We start from the raw sequence: 16,780 nt of genomic DNA, 5'->3' as shown, positions 1-16,780 counted from the left end.
GCTCCTTTCAAAGGGATCTTTCGGCACGTTTGAGTACCACCTGTAACAGCACATTTGCCCCGGCGATAAGATCGTGAGATTCAGTATGTTCTTCAACGTTATGACTGATGCCGCCAACGCATGGCACAAAGATCATCCCAGCCGGGCAGACAGAAGCCATAAACTGCGCGTCGTGCCCTGCCCCGCTCGGCAATCGACGATGGCTTAATCCCTGTATCTGCGCCTCTTTTTCAACAGCAGCAACGATTTCATCAGCAAAAATGACCGGATTAAATCGCACCAAAGAGCGCGTGGTAATGCTTATGCCCTCTTCTTGCGCCGTTTTTTCAACAAAACTTAGCAGTTGTCTTTCCGCACGCTTTAATTCCTCATTATCGGTATTGCGTAAGTCCACTGACATCACCACGTGATTGGGGATAACATTGATAAGGTTGGGTTTGAAGGTCATATGCCCAACGGTAGACACCTGGTCCCCCGCAAACTTCTGTGCCAGTTCTCGGGCAAACACGGCAATCTTCGCAGCGGCAAAACCTGCGTCATGGCGCATTGCCATCGGCGTAGTTCCTGCATGGTTGGAAACGCCCGTCAGCGTAAATTCATGCCATGAAATTCCCTGAACGCCGGTGACGACGCCGATATTCGTTCCTTCTTTATCCAGAATCGGCCCTTGTTCAATATGCAGCTCAATATAGCTATCAACGACCATATCGCCCGGCACAAGGTCGCCTTTATAGCCTATCGCGCTCAGGGACTCATCAAGCGTAATACCGTCCAGGTCTTTCGCTGCTAAAGCAGTTTCCAGCGGATACTCGCCGGCGAAGACCACGCTTCCCATCATGTCCGGCTGAAAGCGAACCCCTTCTTCATTGGTAAAAAAAGTGACGGCAAGCGGACGCAGCGGGCGGATACCCGCCTCCTTCAGCGTCGCGATGACCTCAAGCCCGGCCATTACGCCATAATTGCCATCGTATAATCCTCCGGTTCCCACGGTGTCGATATGTGAGCCCATCATGACCATCGGCAACTCCTGCTGCCCGGCGTAAATACCGGTGACGTTACCAATTGCATCAATTTTCACGCTTAATCCAAGCGCCTGCATTTTATCGACAACAAAATCTCTTCCTGCTTTATCTTCCGGCGTCGCCGCCAGCCGGCATACGCCCCCACCTTCCAGCGCGCCATGCTGGCCCAACTCAAAGAGTGACTCGACAAACCGTTGGCCGTTTATTTCCAGATGCTGACTCATATAAATATCTCTCGGTTAACGTGTGGTTAGCGGGCCATTCCATAAAAAATGGCCGAGACGGTAATCAGGCCGATAACGGTGACAAAGACGTTGCTGATTTTGCCTCTGTAGGGAGCGAGTACCGGCAATTTGTGAATGGCGTACATCGGCAGCAGTAGCAGGATTGCTGCACCGGTGGGGCCGCTGATGCTCTCGATAATGCCAAGGATGCTGGGATTTTTATAAGCAGCAAACCAGCAGGTCAGAATCATGAAAACGAAGATTGCAGCATTGACCGTTTTGATTCCCGGCTTTTTATCTCTGCTTGCTGCGGCTTCGATAATCATGTCACGCAAGGATTCATAAGCACCGATATAGTGGCCTAAAAATGATTTGGTAATCGCGACGAAGGCGATTACCGGCGACAGCCAGGCAATAACCGGGGTATCAAAATGGTTGGCGAGATAAGAAAGAATCGACAGGTTTTGCGCTTTTGCTTCAGCCAGTTGCTGTGGCGACAGGCTTAAAACGCAGCTCAGAACAAAAAACAGTACCACACCAACCATCAGCAAAATCCCACGGCGCTGGATCTGCCCGCATTTAGCATCGGCGGCGGCGACACCATAAAGTTGTTTCTGGCGAACCACCATGGGTGAAATAATCGGATAGTGGTTAAACGACATGACCAGTACCGGGAAAGTCATCCATAACGTCAGTAGAACACCTTGCCCGGTGGTTGTGGAACTTAGGTCCACACTGTCAAGAATCGCGCCGTTCCAGTGCGGAATAAGAAAGAGCGCCATAAAAATCAGCGAAGCGATAAAGGGATATACCAGAGTACCCATCACTCGCATAATCAGCCGCTGTCCGAGGCGAACAATAAACATCAGCCCAAGTATCAACACCAGGGAGACCAGCGCTCGAGGCGGTTCCGACAGACCTAACTGATGGGTTATAAAACTCTGTGCAGTATTGGTTATCGCCACCGCATACATAATCAGAATGGTATAAATGGCGAAAAAATAGATAATGGTAAAAATCTTACCAGCCCGTAAGCCAAAATGCTCACCAATCACATCAGTTATAGTACTTTCGGGTGTATTGGATGAGTAAATAAAGCGAGCCAGTCCACGGTGTGCTAAATAGGTAATGGGAAAAGCTAGTGCAAATACAATAAGCAGTGGCCAAAAGCCGCCTATCCCAGCATTAATGGGTAAGAAAAGCACCCCGGCACCGATTGCTGTGCCAAATAACCCCAATACCCAAATGGTATCCTCACCATGCCATTTTTTCGGATCTATTAATTCATTACTTATCGGAGCCGTATTATTTTTCATCGATAGTGTTCTCTTATTTATTATGCCTTGTGGCATATTTTATTTATTACCAGAACGTTTTTATTAGGGCCTGTAGGGTAGGAAATGGCCCTTTTATCAACTACGGCTGCTGCTTCAACCGTTACGACCGAACCAGACAATATCCTCATAGATATCCGGAGAGGTATCACCTTCTGTACTAATTAACAAAACATGAGAGTCCGTATTAAGCTGCAAAGCTTCGATAATCCCCCTATAGTCTTCACGACTCATTAATTCATAGAGAAGTCCAGTACCAATAGCGCCCGACTCCCCTGATATAAAGGGAGCATCAGTTCCTGGTCGAGGAGAAGCCAGAATACGCATCCCGTTAGCCGCTAAGCTATCGTCAGCAGAGATAAAACAGGATGCGTAATCACGAATCATCGGCCAACTGGTAATATTGGGTTCGCCACAGGCTAGCCCCGCCATCAGCGTTGCCATATCGCCGCCCACGCTATGTGGTTGTCCATCATTAACGACGGAGGAACGGTAAAGACAGTTTGCTTTATGTGGTTCAACGATAATGATTTTGGGAGCTCGAGCTTTCATTTTCTCAAGGAAGTAGCCCATGATGCTGCCAGCAAAAGAACCGACCCCAGCCTGTAAAATAAGATGCGTTGGCAGCGGAGCTCCGCTTTTCGTGAGCTGCTCCCAGGCCTCAATAGCCAGTGTCATATAACCCTGCATTATCCAGGTAGGGATCTGTTCATATCCCTGCCAGGCGGTATCCTGCAACAATACCCAGCCTTTTTCTTGTGCCATTTTATTGGCCAGACGGACGGTATCGTCGTAGTTAAGATCGGTTATCGAACATTCGGCACCATGGTGGCGAATATTCTGTGCACGGATAAGCGATGAGCCTTTTGGCATATACACTACCGCCTGCAGTCCCAGCTGTTCTGCAGCCCATGCAACCCCACGGCCATGATTGCCATCGGTAGCCGTAACAAAAACGATATCTTTTATCCTTGCCTTAATTTCAGGAGAATTTAATGAAGAAAACGATAGTGTATTAATATTCTGACCTAATTTTTCTGCCAGATATTTCCCAACCGCATAAGAGCCACCCAAACCTTTAAATGCATTAAGACCAAAACGCTGAGATTCATCTTTCACATGAATTGAGCTAAGCCCTAAACGTTTACTAAGATGCGGTAAACTACGTAAAGGGGTGACACAATAGCCCGGAAATTTCTTATGAAACGCCAGAACCTCATGGCCAACAGATTCATTCAACAAGCTAAGGTCGACGCCCTCGCCATATATTTTTCTTCGTGGATTTAATTGGCACTTGATAACATCCATCATAAATATACCTTCATCTCCATGTTCATAAGCCGCTGGTAACATCTTTATAGCGCAACCCTGCTCTGAGAATAAAAAAGAAAAAGGTTCCGCATAATAAAAAAGACGTTCAGTTACAGACATTACAAAATAATCTGCAATGCAATGTGGATAATAAGAAGCAAAGATAAAATCATTCATTCACCTCTTTCCCTCACTCATCAAGATGGTACACTGCGCAGGGCAATTAAATGACGCAAAATTGCCTCTTAATACGCAATATTCACCCTTAATAAGGGTTGAGACGCAACAAAATTGCATGAGGTGATGTATCTCACAATAATTGAGGGTAACGCAGTTATGAAACTCGACGCCTGGGATAAAAAAATTCTGCAACATTTGCAGCATAGCAATCGGCTCTCACAGCGAGAAATTGCTGATCTCGTCAGCCTTTCTCCTTCAGCGGTCAATCGACGTATTGCTGCACTGGAAGAAGCGGGTGTGGTTAAAACTAACGTCAGCATAGTGGATGCCAGCAAAGTGGGTCGCCCTATCACCATCATGGTGCAGGTGACCATTGAAAATGAACGGCTCGACTTATTAGAAGAGGACAAACAAAGGTTTGTTAACTGCCCACAGGTTCAGCAGGTTTACTATGTCACGGGAGATTTTGATTTTCTGCTGGTAGTTAACGTCCGCGACATGGCGGAATATGAGGTTCTGACTCGTGATCTTTTTTTCGCCTCGGGAAATATTAAGTCGTTCAGAACCATTGTTTCGATGCAAAACGCCAAGCAAGAGATGACGGTGATGATTGAATGACTTCCTCGCCATTCGTATAAGAGTGAGAAATTAAAGCGCTCTCGCCATTTATTTACTAAAACTCCCCCTCCTCGTGCGAAATCTACTTGTCTGATGGAAGATGACAGGTAACATAGATATCCCCCCCACTGAAGGGGGATACAGATTTTTCTATTGGACTATAAAGAGAGACTATTATGAGCGTTGTGCCTGTAGCCGACGTACTCCAGGGCCGCGTTGCCGTTGACAGCGAAGTCACCGTGCGCGGATGGGTGCGTACCCGCCGAGATTCTAAAGCTGGCTTTTCTTTCCTCGCCGTCTATGACGGTTCCTGCTTTGATCCTGTACAGGCCGTCATCAGTAATTCTCTTCCCAATTACAATCAGGAAGTGCTGCGCCTGACCACCGGTTGCTCGGTCATCGTCACCGGTAAAGTCGTGGCCTCTCAGGGCCAGGGCCAAAGCTTTGAAATTCAGGCCAGCAACGTTGAAGTCACCGGCTGGGTTGAAGACCCGGATACCTACCCGATGGCGGCAAAACGCCACAGCATCGAGTACCTGCGCGAAGTCGCTCACCTGCGCCCGCGTACCAACCTGATTGGCGCGGTTGCCCGCGTGCGTCACACTCTGGCACAGGCGCTGCACCGTTTCTTTGACGAGCAGGGATTCTTCTGGGTTTCCACCCCGCTGATTACCGCTTCCGATACTGAAGGTGCTGGCGAGATGTTCCGCGTTTCGACGCTGGATCTGGAAAACCTGCCACGCAACGATCAGGGAAAGGTTGATTTCGATAAAGACTTCTTTGGCAAAGAGTCGTTCCTGACCGTTTCTGGCCAGCTGAACGGCGAAACCTATGCTTGTGCGCTGTCAAAAATCTACACCTTCGGCCCGACTTTCCGTGCCGAAAACTCCAACACCAGCCGCCACCTGGCAGAGTTCTGGATGCTGGAGCCGGAAGTCGCCTTTGCTAACCTGAACGATGTAGCAGGTCTGGCGGAAGCGATGCTGAAGTATGTCTTCCAGGCGGTACTCACCGAGCGCGCTGACGACATGCAGTTCTTTGCCGAGCGTGTGGATAAAGACGCGGTCGATCGTCTGCAGCGTTTCGTTTCCGCTGATTTCGCTCAGGTCGATTACACTGACGCGGTCACCATCCTGGAAAACTGCGGTAAGCAGTTTGAAAACCCGGTGTACTGGGGTGTGGATCTCTCCTCCGAGCACGAACGCTATCTTGCGGAAGAGCACTTTAAAGCGCCGGTGGTTGTCAAAAACTACCCGAAAGAGATCAAGGCGTTTTATATGCGTCTTAACGAAGATGGTAAAACCGTCGCCGCCATGGACGTTCTGGCTCCGGGCATCGGTGAAATAATCGGCGGCTCCCAGCGTGAAGAACGTCTGGACGTGCTTGACGCGCGCATGGCGGAAATGGGTCTAAATAAAGAAGACTACTGGTGGTATCGCGACCTGCGTCGTTACGGCACCGTGCCGCACTCAGGCTTTGGTCTGGGCTTCGAGCGTCTGATCGCTTACGTGACCGGCGTGCAGAACGTGCGTGATGTTATCCCGTTCCCGCGTACCCCGCGTAACGCAACATTCTGATTTATCTTCACGACAGCCAAAGGCCAGCGCAAGCTGGCCTTTTTCGTTGATGCATCCCGTATCTATTAACGTAAAATTCTGCAATTTGAAATTTCACCTGGTGGGAGTAAAGTGAAAAAGTTCAAATAATTAATGCAGTTATCATATGAGAGCGGGCGATGAAAGAACCAGGCTTACCAGCAGATCAACAATTTTTTGCCGATCTCTTCAGCGGCCTTGTACTTAACCCGCAGCGCCTGGGCCGCGTGTGGTTTGCCACCCAACCGGTATCGCTGCCAACGGGGAGCTTGTGCATCGAGCTTCCACGCCTTGATATCGTCCTGCGCGGCGAATACGGCAATCAACTGGAGAAACAGCAGCACAGCCTCACCGAAGGCGAAATGTTGTTTATTCCCGCCCGGGCGGCCAACCTGCCCATCAGCGATAAGCCCGTGATGCTGCTAAGCCTGGTGTTTGCTCCGGCCTGGCTGGGCTTGTCGTTTTACGATAACCGCACTGCGTCTCTATTGCGCCCGGTGCGCCGGATTGAACTGCCGCACCCGCAGCGCGGCGAAGGTGAGGCCATGCTTACTGCGCTAACTCACCTCAGCCGCTCCCCTCAGCTCCAGGATATCATTCAACCACTGGTGCTCAGCCTGTTGCATCTGTGCCGGGGCGTGGTGAATGCGGGTCCTGATACGCATCGCCCGCGTTCGGAATTTCTCTATCACAGCATGTGTAACTGGGTGCAGGATAACTATGCCCAGCCGCTAAGCCGCGAAAGCGTGGCGCAGTTTTTCAATATTACGCCAAACCATCTATCTAAGCTTTTTGCTCAGCATGGAACGATGAGTTTTGTGGAATATGTCCGTTGGGTACGAATGTCCAGAGCGCGCATTATTCTACAGAAGTATCATCTGCCGATCAGCGAAGTGGCACAGCGGTGCGGATATCACGACAGCGACTATTTTAGCCGCCTTTTCCGGCGCCAGTTTGGCCTGACGCCGGGGGATTACTGCGCTCGGTTCCAGTAAAGCCGGAGTTTCAGTATCAGAAGGTCAACTCAGCTTCCAGCAGCGCCAAAATACTTTCGGCATTTTCAGCAGCAAATAGCGACTGACGGAAGTTTTTATTCACCAGTTTGCGTGCCAGCTGCGAAAAGACCTTCACATGATTAATACCTTCGTCAGCACCGAGCGTCAGCATAATGACCAGCTCCACCTCTCCCATTTCTGACTGCCAGTCGATGGGCTGAGTGAGGCGAGCAATGCTGATGCTGGAGTGGCGAATCCACTGTGATTTTGTATGCGGTATCGCCACGCCAAACCCGACCGCCGTAGTGACAATCTCCTCACGCTGCCAGACATCCTCTTCCAGCTCAAACGGATGTTCGGTACGCCCGTTAACACCGAGGTTACCGCACAGGAACTGAATGACCTGCTCTTTGTTGGCGAGCGCTTCGCCGACGAAGATATTTTCCCGCGCCAGCAGTGGACGAACATCGTCTTGCGGCGCGAACTGATTGAGCAATTCTTCGATCTCCTGCGCACTGCGGCATTCGCACGCCCGCAACGCCAGCTCCCGGCAGGCCTGGCTATCGAGCTGACGCAGCTGGCTTTTCACTGCCGGAATACGCGGACTGCTCATACTGAGCTCATCCAAATCCAGCCCGAGAAGCAGTGGCAAATAACGGCGTTCACCGCCCAGCTCGCCGCATATGCCAACCCATTTTCCATGCTGATGTGCCACGCGGATAATCTGTTGTAGCATACGCAGGAATGAGGGCGTAATCGGGTTATACAGCGTTGAGACGCGCGGATTGTTACGATCGACGGCGTACAAATATTGCGTCATATCGTTCGAGCCGATGCTGAAGAAATCCACCTCATCGCAGAAGTGATCGATGATGTAGCAAACCGAAGGCACTTCAACCATGATGCCCAGCGCAAGAGCTTCCACGTGGCGTAAGCCTTCTGTTTTCAGCTCTGCTATCGCTTTTTGCAGCTCGCTCTTGACCCATAAAATCTGATCGAGGCTGTGGACCATTGGGATCATCAACTGCGCGTTGCCAAAAGTGGCCGCCCGTAGGACAGCACGAAGTTGGGTACGAAACAATCCGGCGAACTCAGGGTAAATACGCACCGCGCGATAGCCAAGGAATGGGTTATCCTCCTGTGGGATCTTGAGATAGGGTATATTTTTATCACCACCAATATCCATAGTGCGAAAAATCACCGTTTTCTCACCGGCCGCCAGTAATACCTGCTGGTAGGCCTCAAACTGCTCCTGCTCGTCCGGGGCGCTGTCGCGGTCCATAAACAGCATTTCTGTACGAAACAGACCGATGCCTTCAGCACCGTTAACAAATGCGCCAGGGGCCTCCAGCGCAGTGCCAATGTTCGCCGCGATATCAATACGCTGATTATCTCGCGACAATCCGGGCTGTGCGGCATCTCGCGCCTGCCGCTGCTGACGCTTACCCGCCAGATTTTGGGCGACCGCATAATAACCACTGACGGCGGCATCCGGATTAATCGCCAACACACCGCACTGAGCATCCAGCACCGCAGGCTTACCGGCATAACGTCCGATAGCTTCCAGCGGCAATCCGCTCAGCACCGGAATGGCAGAGGCGCGAGCCAGAATCAGGGTATGCGAGGTGCGCCCGGTTTTCTCCAGAATCATCCCGGACAGATGCTGTAAATCAAGACTCAAAAACTGGCTTGGCGTCAGGTCTTCTGCCACAAGGATCGTCGGCTGATTCAAGACCAGCGCATTACGCGGACGCCGCTCGGGCCAGGTGATATGCAGTAGCTGTTCGCTGATATCTCGGATATCGCTCACCCGTTCGCGCAGGTAGTCACTAGCAGATGCCGAGAGCTTGTCGCATACCTCCTCCATATTGGCAATAATCGCCGCGCCCAACCCCTTTTGCTGTTCAACCATCAGGCGGCGAATGTTGCCCGCAAACTCATCATCCTGAATAAGCGACAGATGCGCGCTGAGAATGGTTTTGCTCTCGCCGTTACGTTCACGCAGCTGTTGATTAAGCTGTTCCGCAAGCGTCGCCAGACTATGTTCCAGCCGGGTGTTATCTTGCGCATTCGCCGGGATCGCCCGAAAGCAGTCCAGGCTATCGCTCTGCCATAAAACAAGCTCACCCGAGCCAACGCCGGTTGCCAGCACCGTACCGTACAGTACGTCCGGGTTTAGACGAGTCAGGGAGCGCGGCAGCGGGTGCGCCGCCAGTTCGGCGGCCGTCGGCTGGACGCTGTCACTGTCAATAAAGCGGTGCTGGAGATAATCCTCCAGCGATCTTCTGGCCTGCTCTTCATCGCTGCCGTTAATGCTCAAGCTACAGCTGTCATTAAACAACGTACCGGTACCAATTAGCGCCAGCGAGCTTTTCGCATCCGCCCGCACGTTGTGGCGATGATTGATAAACGTGATGTCGCTTTGCCACTGCCCGCACTGCTCTTTCAGCTCCCACGCGGGGCGTGCGTGCAGACCGTTTGGCAACGGGCAGAGAAATTGAATCATTAACATAACCGCTCCTGATTAGCGCGAGGAAATCATCTGAAATCCTGCAAATGAACCACCGTCTCGCGCGTAAGACGAGTAATAAGGGCCGATAAGAGTTGATGCGTCCAGTTAATGTCCCGGCAATCGGCAATTGATACGGCACAGTGTCCATGACGAGTGGCTGGCCCTATCACCACCGTCGGGATCCCGGTTCCGCTCAGATGAACCGCCCCGCCATCCGTTCCGCCATTGCTGAACATATCCAGTTGAAGCGGCACGTTGATCTCTGCGGCGACGCTCTCTACCCAGGCGGTCAGTTTAGGCGGCGCAATTAACGATTTGTCGGCAAGCACCAGCATCGGTCCTTTGCCAATTTGTCGATGGTTTGCTGCGCCATAATCGAAGTTTTTCGCCCAGCAGGCGGTGTCCAGCACAATGGCGACATCCGGTGCGACCGCACGGGCCGCCGTTTGTCCACCGCGCAACCCAACTTCTTCACTGGAACTGGCTACCAGCCAGATTTCCGCGGGCAGTTCCGCTGCATGCCATTCACGCAGCAGGCTGATTAACAGATAGCATCCCAGCCGGTCGTCAAAGGCTTTGCCCATCACCCGCTGATGCGGCAGTTCCTGAAGTGCAGAGTCGAAGGTCACCCGATCTCCTGGATAAACCCCCGCCTGAATAACCTCATCATAAGAGCGAGCGCCGATATCGACGCGCAGTGCGCCAACCTCATTCCCGCTACGTTCGCCGTCAAGCAACCCGGGGATTTTGCCGCCCTCACGAGTGGTGATGCGCACCGGCTGGAGCTGACGCGCCGCCATTCGCACATTGCCCACCGGCAGCACGTCAATCGCCCCTTCAGCCGAGATGCTGCGCACGATAAATCCCACTTCATCCATATGCGCGCAGATCATCACTTTCGGACCGTCCGATTGATTCAGGCGGATCAGCACCGATCCTAAACCATCGAAACGCACCTCTTTATGCAGGCTCTCCGCTTCCGCCAGTAAAATCTGGCGAACCTCCTGCTCCGAGGAGGCAATCGCATCCGCCTCGCTCAGCGCTTTCAATAGCGATAAATCCATTACGCAACTCCTGTCAGTAACACGGTTTTTGGCATGGCGTAGAGCACCTCGGCACCTTCTTGCGTCACCAGCACTACATCTTCAATGCGCACGCCGCCCTCTCCCGGAAGATAAATACCAGGCTCGACGGTCAACAGCATGCCCGCTTCCAGCACCGTGGTATCCGCTGGCGAAAAACGCGGGTCTTCATGCACCTCAATGCCAATGGCGTGTCCGGTATTGTGGCCAAAATAGTCACCATAGCCCTCTGCGGATATAACCTGACGCGCGGCGGCGTCCACCTCGCAACAGCGCACGCCCGGACGAATCGCCGCTACCGCCGCGAGCTGGGCCTCAAGCACAATCTGATAGACAGGCCAAAGCGGGTTCTCTTGCGCCACGCCTGCCCCGGGCAGCAAAAACGTGCGCGTCATATCAGAGCAATAGCCACGATACTGCGCCCCGAAATCCAGGGTGATAAACTCCCCGGCCTCAACGCGCTTGTCGCTGGCTTTCCCATGCGGTAGCGCACCGCGCCAGCCGCTGGCGACAATGGTATCGAATGAGGCTTTTTCCGCCCCTTGCATCCGCATAAACCACTCCAGCTCGGCGGCTATCTCCCTCTCACGCAGACCTGGCTGAATAAAGCAGCGGATATGTTCCGCACTCACATCAGCAATCCGACAGGCTTCGCGAATGCAGGCGATTTCTTCCACCGTTTTAATCCGTCTTAGCGTATCGAGAGGGGCACTCATCAGCCTGACCGATAATGCCTCCTGCCATGCGCACGCCGTTTCCCAGCTAACCTGCTCACCTTCAAATCCCACCGATTTCAGTTTTTCGGCATCGATGAGCGGGTTCACGATGGTCGTCATCGTCTGCTCGCCACCGAGCAAGTGAAGTTGATAACCGCTGACGCGTGCCTCAACATCAGCGTAGTAGCGGGAATCGACCAGGATATGCGCACTTTGGCGGCTGACAAACACAAACCCAGAACTACTGGAGATCCCCAGATGCGGCTGCTTATTCTGTCGTGACGAAATCAGCACCGCATCCAGTTGCTGCGCCTCTAGCCATTCGCGCAGTGATGCAAGTAAGGTCATGATGGCAATCCCTTAAAATTAGAGGCTTTCGATCAGCAACTTGCCTCTGCGGTACATCATATTGCGTAAGAAGACGACCATCAGCGCCGTAATCACCGCCCCCAACAGGATCCCCGCCATATAAACGCCGAGATTGCTGACCAGCGGCCATGCCCAGATAGCCGATTCTGGGAACCACTGTACTGCCCCCAGCCAGACGGCAGTGGTCGACCCCACAATCGCGCCCACCATATACGACGGAATAGCGGTGATCGGGCTTTCCAGCGCGAACGGAATCGCCCCTTCGCTGATCCCCATAAAGGCGAGGAACATTGCCGTTTTACCTTGCGGATAGAGCTGGGCGCTGAACAGGCGTTTGCCGGTTAAGCGACGATCGATAATCGTCGCCAGCCCCAGACCAATTGGCGGAATAACGATAGCGATAGAACGTGCGGTCACCGGCAGCACGTGATCGGTGGTGAAGCTGAACGCCACAAATCCCGCCGCTTTGTTGATTGGGCCGCCGAGGTCGATAGCCGTTGCCGCCGAAATTCCCATCGCGTACATCAACGTGCCTTTCTCTCCCGCCGCCGTCAGCAGGGCGCGAATGCCGCCGTTGATCCAGCCGCCGAACGGCGTAATCACGTAATACATCGCCAGCATGACGAAAATTGCGGAGAGAATGGGCAGTAAAAAGGTGGTTTTGAACGCCAGCAGGAAACCGGGAAGCTGGATTTTTTGGTTCATCCACTTAACCAGATACCCGGCGACAACCGAAATAATCAGCGCACCAATGAAGGTTGATGGCACCGGTGCGCTCGTCACCCATTGCAGGCTTGTCGGGTCAAAATTGAGCAGTTGCGTGGGCTGGGTGGACATCAGGCCGCCGATAAACCCCGCTGGAAACGCCAGCTTGCCGCCGATGGAGTTAGCAACAAAGGCAGCAAACATCGGAATAGCAAAGCCAAACAGCACGCCGCCGAAAGATTGCGATAGCCACGCAAACTTGAGTAATGAAAGGTTAAAACCGTCGAATTTACCGCTGTTAAGCGCATCCATAATGCCGATGTCAGCGGGAATTTTCAGCCAGCTATAGGCAATCAATTGGGAAAAGGCGAGGATCACCCCGCCCATAATTAACGTCGGTACCATGCGCGAAATTCCCGACATTACATGCTGCGGTAATTCGCCCCAGAAGGTGTTGCGGGAGGCCTGAGGATTTTTTATAACCGCGGCCGCCCCTGATGCGCCAGGCACAACGGTTGCACTGCGTTTTTTAATGGCCATACGTGTATCCCTGTCGACAATTATTGTTGTTCTGCGGCAAGCATCTCTTCAATTTCTTTTATGATTCCGGCGGCATTTTTGATCGCATCCTGTAGCGTGATTTCATAGACGTCGCGGGTCTCAAAACGCTCATTGTCTTCTGGCGTTACGGCGACAGAATGGATAATTAACGTCGCTTCGGCGATATCCTGCGCCGTCAGGCGGTTTTGAATACCATCCGCCCCCTGGGTTTCAATTTTCACTTCATATCCGGCTTCAATCGCCGCCTCTTCCAGCGCCTGCGCCGCCATAAAGGTATGGGCCAGCCCCATCGGGCATGCGCAGACTGCAATCAGTTTTTTACTCATTTCAAACCCCTCGTGATTGTTAACGAGAGAAATTATGGCTGCGGGGAAGCGATCGTTGTTATCAGAGAAATAATGCTTTTGCTGGACAAATAATTCCGTCATTCGGAATTGTGACGAGGGTCGGATAGGCGATTCTAAGACGAAAAATGTGCCCGACTCGCGGTCTTATCAGACTCATCAGCAGCATAAAATTATGCCCATGAACCCTACATCACTGCGGAGTAGCAACCTCTTTTGTCAGGAAACTTAAACATCAACCTTGTTTATTCACATTTATGTTACGCACTATTTCGGTACCCGGCGGAGACAAAAACCGCACCTTATGTTCATAAACTGCCAAACCACCTGATTATTTTGCTCATTTTTCAACCAGCGACCGCACAACTTGCAAAGACAGGAACTGAATAAAAAAGAAGCAAAATAGTGACGAAAAATGCATGAATGCTCTCTTATCTAAATTAATCATAATTAATTCATATAGATATATATGAAAAATGAGTTTTATCGGTAAATCCAAGCGGAATGTTGATTGAGTTCACAAAGTTCCCTAAAATACACATTTAGTTACACACAGTTTCTCTTGGTTACTCATATACGACATTGGTAGCATTTTCCGGCTAGCGAAACGTTGTTCTGGATGGAAAGATGCCTCCAGACACCAAACTATCATCAATAGTTCCGTAAATTTTTATTGACAGAACTTATTGGCGGCAGTGGCAAGTGTTCATATAAAAATATAAATGAGGGTAATAAATAATGATGAAGCGCAAAATTCTGGCAGCGGTAATTCCTGCCCTGCTGGTAGCCGGTGCAGCTAACGCTGCAGAAATCTATAACAAAAACGGCAACAAACTGGACTTTTACGGAAAAATGGTTGGCGAGCACATTTGGACTACAAATGGCGACACCAGCAGTGAAGACACCACCTATGCTCGTATCGGCCTGAAAGGCGAAACCCAGATCAACGATCAACTGGTCGGCTACGGTCAGTGGGAATACAACATGGATGCGTCTAATGTTGAAGGTAAACAGACCACCAAAACTCGTCTGGCTTTTGCTGGCTTAAAAGCGGGTGAATACGGTTCATTCGACTACGGTCGTAACTACGGCGCGATCTACGACGTTGAAGCTGCAACCGATATGCTGGTTGAATGGGGTGGCGATGGCTGGAACTACACCGACAACTTCATGACTGGTCGTACCAATGGCGTGGCAACTTACCGTAACTCTGACTTCTTCGGTCTGGTTGATGGTCTGAGCTTTGCGCTGCAGTACCAGGGTAAAAATGACGCCAGCACTCGCGACGTTAAGAAACAAAATGGCGACGGTTTCAGCACCGCAGCAACCTACGCGTTCGAAAACGGCATAGCGTTGTCCGCAGGTTATGCTAACTCCAACCGAACTGGCGATCAGAAAGCTGATGGTAACGGTGACAAGGCTGAAGCATGGGCGACCTCCGCTAAGTACGATGCAAACAACGTCTACGCTGCAGTGATGTACTCTCAGACCTATAACATGACCCCAGAAAACGAAGGCAACTACTTCGCGGGTAAAACTCAGAACTTCGAAGCTGTCGTTCAGTATCAGTTCGACTTCGGTCTGCGTCCGTCCATCGGCTACGTACAAACTAAAGGCAAGAACCTGCAGGAACGCGCTGGTTTCTCCGGCGGCGATGCTGACCTGGTTAAATACATCGAAGTGGGTACCTGGTACTACTTCAACAAGAACATGAACGTTTACGCTGCGTATAAATTCAACCAGCTGGACGACAACGACTACACCAAAGCTGCTGGCGTTGCTACCGATGACCAGGCTGCAGTGGGTATCGTTTACCAGTTCTAATCAGCAGTACACCCCTTCGTGATATGCCTAAAAAGCAGGACTTCGGTCCTGCTTTTCTGCGTTCCTAAGATGAAGATCGTAACTTTTGAAAACCTTCTCGCTTTTTGTCGCAAACGGTTGGCAATTCACAGAACTCCCGTTAACCTGATAGCGGATTTCCCTTCAGTAATCACAATGGAACCTCGTCATGTTTGAAAAAATTACTGCCGCCCCCGCCGACCCTATTTTGGGCCTGGCCGATCTATTTCGTGCCGATGACCGCCCAACAAAAATTAACCTTGGAATTGGTGTTTATAAAGATGAAACAGGTAAGACACCAGTCCTGACCAGCGTAAAAAAAGCAGAGCAATATCTGCTGGAAAATGAAACCACCAAGAATTATCTGGGCATTGACGGTATTCCAGAATTTGGTCGTTGTACCCAGGAGCTCCTGTTTGGCAAAGGAAGCGCGATTATTAATGATAAACGCGCGCGTACCGCCCAGACTCCGGGCGGTACCGGTGGCCTGCGCGTTGCCGCAGACTTCCTGGCGAAGAATACCGATGCCAAACGCATTTGGGTGAGCAACCCTAGCTGGCCTAACCACAAAAGCGTATTTAACTCAGCCGGGCTGGAAGTTTGCGAATATGCTTACTACGATGCGGCTAACCACCGGCTTGACTTCGACGGTCTGCTGGCCAGCCTGAACGAAGCGCAGGCGGGCGATGTCGTTCTGTTCCACGGCTGCTGCCACAACCCAACCGGTATCGATCCAACGCTGGAGCAGTGGCAACAGTTGGCGCAGCTGTCCGTAGAGAAAGGCTGGCTGCCGCTGTTTGACTTCGCCTATCAAGGTTTTGCTCGTGGTCTGGAAGAAGATGCTGAAGGCCTGCGTGCGTTTGCCGCGCTGCATAAAGAGCTGCTGGTTGCGAGCTCCTACTCGAAGAACTTCGGCCTGTACAATGAGCGCGTAGGCGCCTGTACGCTGGTTGCTGCTGACCAGGAAACGGTAGACCGTGCTTTCAGCCAGATGAAGTCCGTTATTCGCGCTAACTACTCTAACCCACCGGCTCACGGCGCATCGGTAGTTGCGACCATTCTCAGCAATGACGCGCTGCGCGCCATCTGGGAACAAGAACTCACTGACATGCGTCAGCGCATTCAGCGTATGCGCCTACTGTTCGTGAATACTCTGCAGGAAAAAGGCGCCAGCCGTGACTTCTCCTTCATCATTCAGCAGAACGGTATGTTCTCGTTCAGCGGCCTGACCAAAGAGCAGGTACTGCGTCTGCGTGAAGAGTTCGCGATTTACGCCGTGGCATCCGGGCGTATTAACGTCGCCGGTATGACACCGGACAACATGGCACCGCTGTGCGAAGCGATTGTTGCCGTGCTGTAACCTCATCTTA

At 51.7% G+C, this 16,780-nt stretch carries 13 protein-coding genes; 5 read left to right on the top strand and 8 right to left on the bottom strand.

The window, feature by feature from the left end:
* Positions 1-7: 7 nt before the first annotated feature.
* From QVF11_RS19975 to dpaL, 3 genes are all read right to left on the bottom strand, one after another.
* The gene (locus QVF11_RS19975; protein WP_287858847.1) at positions 8-1,246 is read right to left on the bottom strand and encodes a Zn-dependent hydrolase; all 1,239 of its coding nucleotides are present in this window, start codon (positions 1,244-1,246) and stop codon (positions 8-10) included.
* Between the two features lie 26 nt (positions 1,247-1,272).
* The gene (locus QVF11_RS19970; RefSeq protein ID WP_287858845.1) at positions 1,273-2,562 is read right to left on the bottom strand and encodes an aromatic amino acid transport family protein; all 1,290 of its coding nucleotides are present in this window, start codon (positions 2,560-2,562) and stop codon (positions 1,273-1,275) included.
* A 114-nt stretch (positions 2,563-2,676) separates the two neighbouring features.
* A complete protein-coding gene (gene dpaL, locus QVF11_RS19965) occupies positions 2,677-3,888 on the bottom strand; it encodes a diaminopropionate ammonia-lyase (RefSeq protein ID WP_287858868.1) in 1,212 nt (403 codons plus the stop codon).
* A 339-nt stretch (positions 3,889-4,227) separates the two neighbouring features.
* Between dpaL and QVF11_RS19960 the strand changes: the two genes are divergently transcribed.
* The 3 genes from QVF11_RS19960 (at position 4,228) to QVF11_RS19950 (ending at position 7,279) form a co-directional block, all read left to right on the top strand.
* Positions 4,228-4,689: an Lrp/AsnC family transcriptional regulator gene (locus tag QVF11_RS19960; RefSeq protein ID WP_112214730.1), complete on the top strand. Its 462-nt coding sequence runs from the start codon at positions 4,228-4,230 to the stop codon at positions 4,687-4,689.
* A 176-nt stretch (positions 4,690-4,865) separates the two neighbouring features.
* A complete protein-coding gene (gene asnS / locus QVF11_RS19955) occupies positions 4,866-6,266 on the top strand; it encodes an asparagine--tRNA ligase (protein ID WP_110275116.1) in 1,401 nt (466 codons plus the stop codon).
* A 158-nt stretch (positions 6,267-6,424) separates the two neighbouring features.
* Positions 6,425-7,279 (top strand): AraC family transcriptional regulator, encoded by an 855-nt coding sequence (locus QVF11_RS19950; protein WP_287858843.1) that lies wholly within the window; start codon positions 6,425-6,427, stop codon positions 7,277-7,279.
* A 16-nt stretch (positions 7,280-7,295) separates the two neighbouring features.
* Here QVF11_RS19950 and ptsP read toward each other — a convergent pair whose 3' ends face one another.
* Genes ptsP through QVF11_RS19925 form a run of 5 tightly spaced genes read right to left on the bottom strand, consistent with a single transcriptional unit; the run spans position 7,296 to position 13,550 of the window.
* Positions 7,296-9,791 carry a phosphoenolpyruvate--protein phosphotransferase gene (gene ptsP / locus QVF11_RS19945; protein WP_287858841.1) on the bottom strand — a complete coding sequence of 832 codons (2,496 nt, stop codon included), beginning with the start codon at positions 9,789-9,791 and terminating at the stop codon, positions 7,296-7,298.
* A gap of 26 nt (positions 9,792-9,817) precedes the next feature.
* Positions 9,818-10,855 (bottom strand): aminopeptidase, encoded by a 1,038-nt coding sequence (gene ypdE, locus QVF11_RS19940; protein WP_287858840.1) that lies wholly within the window; start codon positions 10,853-10,855, stop codon positions 9,818-9,820.
* Positions 10,855-11,937 (bottom strand): aminopeptidase, encoded by a 1,083-nt coding sequence (gene ypdF / locus QVF11_RS19935; RefSeq protein ID WP_287858839.1) that lies wholly within the window; start codon positions 11,935-11,937, stop codon positions 10,855-10,857. Before ypdF ends, ypdE begins: the two co-directional genes overlap by 1 nt.
* Positions 11,938-11,955: 18 nt before the next feature.
* Positions 11,956-13,203, bottom strand: a complete 1,248-nt coding sequence (locus QVF11_RS19930; RefSeq protein WP_142512459.1) for a PTS fructose transporter subunit IIC — start codon at positions 13,201-13,203, stop codon at positions 11,956-11,958.
* A gap of 20 nt (positions 13,204-13,223) precedes the next feature.
* Entirely contained in the window at positions 13,224-13,550 is a 327-nt protein-coding gene (locus tag QVF11_RS19925; protein ID WP_112214623.1) for a PTS fructose transporter subunit IIB, read from the bottom strand.
* A gap of 756 nt (positions 13,551-14,306) precedes the next feature.
* Here QVF11_RS19925 and QVF11_RS19920 point away from each other — a divergent pair.
* A complete protein-coding gene (locus tag QVF11_RS19920; protein WP_112214624.1) occupies positions 14,307-15,392 on the top strand; it encodes a porin in 1,086 nt (361 codons plus the stop codon).
* 187 nt (positions 15,393-15,579) lie between these two features.
* A complete protein-coding gene (locus QVF11_RS19915; RefSeq protein ID WP_112214625.1) occupies positions 15,580-16,770 on the top strand; it encodes an amino acid aminotransferase in 1,191 nt (396 codons plus the stop codon).
* Positions 16,771-16,780 lie beyond the last annotated feature (10 nt).

Source organism: Klebsiella sp., from assembly GCF_027492335.1.
Classification (GTDB): Bacteria; Pseudomonadota; Gammaproteobacteria; order Enterobacterales; family Enterobacteriaceae; genus Klebsiella; species Klebsiella huaxiensis.
Note: the sequence above shows the minus strand (reverse complement) of the source record. Positions and strands in the feature narration are given on the sequence as shown.

What these genes read in the sequence shown, in the direction of transcription:
- QVF11_RS19950 (WP_287858843.1), top strand. Translation starts at nt 6,425, where the DNA reads ATGAAAGAACCAGGCTTACCAGCAGATCAACAATTTTTTGCCGATCTC.
- ypdF (WP_287858839.1), bottom strand. Translation starts at nt 11,937, where the DNA reads ATGACCTTACTTGCATCACTGCGCGAATGGCTAGAGGCGCAGCAACTG.
- QVF11_RS19970 (WP_287858845.1), bottom strand. Translation starts at nt 2,562, where the DNA reads ATGAAAAATAATACGGCTCCGATAAGTAATGAATTAATAGATCCGAAA.
- asnS (WP_110275116.1), top strand. Translation starts at nt 4,866, where the DNA reads ATGAGCGTTGTGCCTGTAGCCGACGTACTCCAGGGCCGCGTTGCCGTT.
- QVF11_RS19925 (WP_112214623.1), bottom strand. Translation starts at nt 13,550, where the DNA reads ATGAGTAAAAAACTGATTGCAGTCTGCGCATGCCCGATGGGGCTGGCC.
- ptsP (WP_287858841.1), bottom strand. Translation starts at nt 9,791, where the DNA reads ATGTTAATGATTCAATTTCTCTGCCCGTTGCCAAACGGTCTGCACGCA.
- QVF11_RS19915 (WP_112214625.1), top strand. Translation starts at nt 15,580, where the DNA reads ATGTTTGAAAAAATTACTGCCGCCCCCGCCGACCCTATTTTGGGCCTG.
- QVF11_RS19960 (WP_112214730.1), top strand. Translation starts at nt 4,228, where the DNA reads ATGAAACTCGACGCCTGGGATAAAAAAATTCTGCAACATTTGCAGCAT.
- QVF11_RS19975 (WP_287858847.1), bottom strand. Translation starts at nt 1,246, where the DNA reads ATGAGTCAGCATCTGGAAATAAACGGCCAACGGTTTGTCGAGTCACTC.
- ypdE (WP_287858840.1), bottom strand. Translation starts at nt 10,855, where the DNA reads ATGGATTTATCGCTATTGAAAGCGCTGAGCGAGGCGGATGCGATTGCC.
- QVF11_RS19930 (WP_142512459.1), bottom strand. Translation starts at nt 13,203, where the DNA reads ATGGCCATTAAAAAACGCAGTGCAACCGTTGTGCCTGGCGCATCAGGG.
- QVF11_RS19920 (WP_112214624.1), top strand. Translation starts at nt 14,307, where the DNA reads ATGATGAAGCGCAAAATTCTGGCAGCGGTAATTCCTGCCCTGCTGGTA.
- dpaL (WP_287858868.1), bottom strand. Translation starts at nt 3,888, where the DNA reads ATGGATGTTATCAAGTGCCAATTAAATCCACGAAGAAAAATATATGGC.